3 protein-coding genes are annotated in these 4,338 nt (G+C 36.5%); 2 read left to right on the forward strand and 1 reads right to left on the reverse strand.

All coding sequences use genetic code 11. The features are described 5' to 3' along the window. The first annotated feature begins 490 nt into the window (after nt 1–490). The gene (locus G608_RS0117630) at nt 491–1,681 is read left to right on the forward strand and encodes an AAA family ATPase (RefSeq protein ID WP_026497091.1); all 1,191 of its coding nucleotides are present in this window, start codon (nt 491–493) and stop codon (nt 1,679–1,681) included. Continuing rightward, nucleotides 1,682–2,362: an RloB family protein gene (locus G608_RS0117635; protein ID WP_026497092.1), complete on the forward strand. Its 681-nt coding sequence runs from the start codon at nt 1,682–1,684 to the stop codon at nt 2,360–2,362. A gap of 80 nt (nt 2,363–2,442) precedes the next feature. On the opposite strand, the gene G608_RS0117640 is transcribed toward G608_RS0117635, so the two are convergent. After that, on the reverse strand, nt 2,443–3,702 hold the full coding sequence (locus G608_RS0117640) for an ATP-binding protein (RefSeq protein WP_026497093.1): 1,260 nt from the start codon (nt 3,700–3,702) through the stop codon (nt 2,443–2,445). Nucleotides 3,703–4,338: the final 636 nt, after the last annotated feature.

Below are 4,338 nucleotides of genomic sequence, written 5' to 3' on the forward strand. Positions count from 1 at the left end.
CAAGAACAAATGTTTCGTCAAGTTCATTTGAATTTTTTCACAAAAGTTAATGGTACACGGTTACCGCATCTGGATATCAATAAAACGCAGAAATGACCGCCTAATCCCTGACAAAGATTGCTGAGCGGTCACATTTCTGCTTATCATAATTTTTTGGGGGGCTAACCGTCACGGTGACACCCTTTTTATTATTCTTACGCCTTAATCTTAGCATCTCTCCAGCCTGTTGTTAAATGACATAAATCGTCTGTAATCCAGTATTCATGCGGCGCTCAGTATATTTCCATGACACGCAACCCTGCAATACCTGATTCACATTGTTTGTCAAGGTACGCGAACAAATGTTCATAAATTGTTAACAGTACACGGTGCCAATGTCTTCTTATGTTGCTTATGTCAATATTTTTGTGAAATTTCCGTAATTTTGTTGACGTAGTATGCATAAAATGTTATTTTATTATCAGAATAGGAATAATAGGAGGTTCATGCCGTGCTAGTTCAGTTTTCTATGAAGAATGTTTTGTCTTTTAAAGATGAAATCACTCTTGATATGACATCCATACCAGCATATAAGGAACATCAGTACAATCTAATCCAAGGAACAAAAGAAAAGTTCTTACGAGTAGCAGCAATCTATGGTGCAAACGCAAGTGGAAAATCAAACCTCTACTATGGTATACAGATGTTCCAAAACATAGTTATGCGCTCTATGAATGCCGTCGGTGAGATTGAGGATAACATTCTGGAAAAATATTATAATCCCTTTGCTTTTGATGATGTTTTCTCTCCATCTGAATATCAAATTATTGTATGTGATGATTCTGCAGAATATAGCTATGGATTTGAGTTTGATGATAAAGAAATTATTAGTGAATGGTTTTATGTCCGGGATTTTGAGAGCAATCGTAAATCAATAATTTTAGAACGCAGTACTGAAGAAATTAAAATGGGGGCTTCGATCAGAAGAGAATGTGACCGATATAAGAATCAGATTTCAAAAGAAGCTCTTGCCCTAACCTTTTTCAGCAGATTATCTCTAAAAACAGAAGTATTTCACAAAGTATTTGCTGAAATTTCTCACATGATGATAGTAGATACTCGCTTTTATGAAAATCCCCGTGTTATGGAACGATTTCTGCCAGATGTAATTGATAATAATAAAGATGAGCTCATCAGGTTTCTCACTGCTATTGATACTGGTATCAGGGATATTTCATACGATACAATCGACAAAAAGATAGAGTTTTTTACATATCATAATGGTAAGAATCAAAAGAAATATAAGCTAAATCTGTATAACGAATCGCAAGGTACCTTAAAAAGCATAATTATTTTTATTATTGCTTCTTCAATCATTATGCGAGATGGAATTATGATCGTAGATGAGTTGAATATTAAGCTGCATCCTCTACTTCTTAAATTTGTAATTGATTTATTTAACAATAAGGATTCTAGTGCCCAGCTTATTTATACAACACATGACACAACTCTTTTGGATCGAAAATTTTTCAGAAGAGATCAGATCTGGTTTGTTCAAAAAGATGATTATGGGTATTCCAGCCTTTCTGCCTTATCTGATTTCAAGATTCGTTCTGATGCATCGTTTGAAAAAGACTATTTATCCGGAGTTTATGGAGGAATCCCTTCATTATCTGACTATACTGTGGAAGCAGGTGATTGAATGGGAAGCGATGATATTTTTAAAAAGAGACGGGCCGATAGAAAAAAGCGTACCCATGATTTTAAAACGCCTAAGGCAAACTCGTTTCTTATCATTACAGAAGGTGAAAAAACTGAGCCTTATTACTTCAATGGTCTAAAAAAACAAGTCCTTGAACAAATTGGTGGAACTGTTGATATTATTGAAGTTCCGGAAATTGACATTTATGGACAGGGATCTTCTACTGGGCGACTAATCGAAATTACAGAGGAATGTGTAAACAAGGCGAAAATTATCTACCAAAACATTTGGGTTATTTTTGATAAAGATGATTTTCCGGATTTTGACTCTGCTATTGCCACAGGAAAAAGCAAAGGATATTCCATAGGTTGGAGTAATCAAAGCTTTGAATACTGGATTTATCTGCATTTTAGTTATAGTGATGCAGATTTACACCGGCATGAATGGAACAAAAAACTTAACGAGCTTTTCAAACAATATAATCTGTCTGCAGACGGATATGAAAAAAATCTAAAAGATTTATACGATCTTCTGGATTCTATCGGTGGCGTTGATGCAGCAATCAAAAATGCAAAACGCAGGATGGAGAATTTCAGAGATGGAATTGATACTCCCTCCTTATACGCACCTGGTACCATGGTATACCTTTTAGTTGAACAACTTAAGGCTTATTTGAAATAAATATATATTTCACAAAGGGGAGGCTGCAAAATAGCAGCCTCTTCTAATGATATATGTTAACAGTACACGGTTACCGAATTTTAAATAAACCAATATGGAATTTGTAATACATTTTCTCTTAAAGCACCTGGCATGGAGCACATGCACACAACAGCTCCTGTTCCTCGCTTTTTTTCAGGTATTGTGTCTAATATCTGAAAAGCCGAGGTCATATCAGCAGAGACATTACTGCTTTGCTTAATTTCGATAGGATACAACACACCATCCTGCTCGATAATGAAATCGATCTCTGCCTCTTCGTAGGTTTCTTCACCATTCTTTTTGATTTTTTTCTTATCTTTGCCTCTATAATATGACACGAAATAACGATAATCTAATCCTCTATTAGAATAGCTTTTTAATATCTCTGAAATAACGAACGTCTCAAAGAACTCCCCACTCATCGCACCTGTTGCTAAGGTTTCAGGAGTAAGCCACCTTGTAAGATATGCTGCTAAGCCTGTATCTCTAAAATACATTTTAGGCGTCTTTATAGCACGCTTTAAGGCACTATTAGCATACGGCTCTAGTATATACACTATGCCTGACGCCTCCAAAATAGAGATCCAATTCTTTATAGTATTTGCATCCTTACCGACTTCTTCGGCTATATTAGAGTAATTGAGCATCTGTCCAGTTCTTGCAGCACAAGCTATCATAAATCTACGAAATGCATCTAAATCCTGTACCGCAGCCAGTTCTCTAACATCACGTTCTAAATAAGTTTTTACGTAGCTTGCAAAAAACATTGTCCAATCCATTTCTGGATTTTGCATCTCAGGATAGCCACCACGATGTATTATTTTCCATATGTTATCTGGTTTTACGGCTTCTTTATTCCTGTCTTGAACATACTCCATTGTAGGAAGAAATGGTTTTTTATAACTACTCTTCATTATTTCTCTAAGTGATAATGGTGGTAATTCGATAATAGCTGCTCTTCCTGCTAATGAATCAGATACCAATTCCATAAGCTTAAAAGGTTGTGAGCCGGAAAGATAATACAATCCCTTTGAATCATTATTATCACTAGATTGCTTTATATATCTAAACAAAGATGGCACATACTGAATTTCATCCAAAAATACAGGTGGTTCATTTAATGACATGAACATCTCTGGATTATTCTTTGCCTGATCCTCAACAAATGGATCATCAAATGAAACCTGCTTTACATCTGAATATAAATGTTTGACTAACGTTGATTTTCCAGTTTGTCTCGCACCTGTAATCAATATACATTTAAATGTTTTGGCTGAATGCTCTACCACATCCTCAATGGCTCTCTTGATATATTCCATATACTAATCCTCTCATAATAAGTATGACTAATCCGGAATTTGATTCCGGATTAGTCATATTCTACCACTTGGATTACAGTTTTTTCAATTGTAAATACGACTAATTCGGAATGCAATTCCGAATTAGTCAAAAATATATCATTCTTAAAGGGCTTCCGAATGTGCTTTAAGTACGCTATGTTCGGAGGTCGAATATTCAAATGTAATACTACCTCCGGACTGGAACTGTTGTACTGGAGCTCGCGCTCCTAGTCTTCACCGGAAAGGAGGACCGCAAATATTGACGATTGCGGGATTAATCGCTGTTATCAGCCTTGTGCTGACTGCGTTCGGTCTCGGATACGCCATCGGACGCAATAGTAAAACACAAGAATAGCCGCCCCGGTCTGGACAACTGAGCGGCTGATCTTGTATTAGCTTATCTGGAAGACCTGACCGTTGCCGGTGGCATCCCTTTTTATTTAATCAACTTGTTCTTACGCCTTAATCTTAGCATCTCGCCAGCCTGTTGTCAAATGGCATAAATCGTCTGCAATCCAGTATTTATGCGGTGCTCAGTATATTTCCATGACACGCAACCCTGCAATGCCTGATTCCCATTGTTTGTCAAGGCACGCAAACAAATGTTCATAAATT

It is taken from the genome of Butyrivibrio sp. WCD3002, from assembly GCF_000424265.1.
Taxonomy (GTDB): domain Bacteria; phylum Bacillota; class Clostridia; order Lachnospirales; family Lachnospiraceae; genus Butyrivibrio.

What these genes read in the sequence shown, in the direction of transcription:
- G608_RS0117635 (WP_026497092.1), top strand. Translation starts at nt 1,682, where the DNA reads ATGGGAAGCGATGATATTTTTAAAAAGAGACGGGCCGATAGAAAAAAG.
- G608_RS0117640 (WP_026497093.1), bottom strand. Translation starts at nt 3,702, where the DNA reads ATGGAATATATCAAGAGAGCCATTGAGGATGTGGTAGAGCATTCAGCC.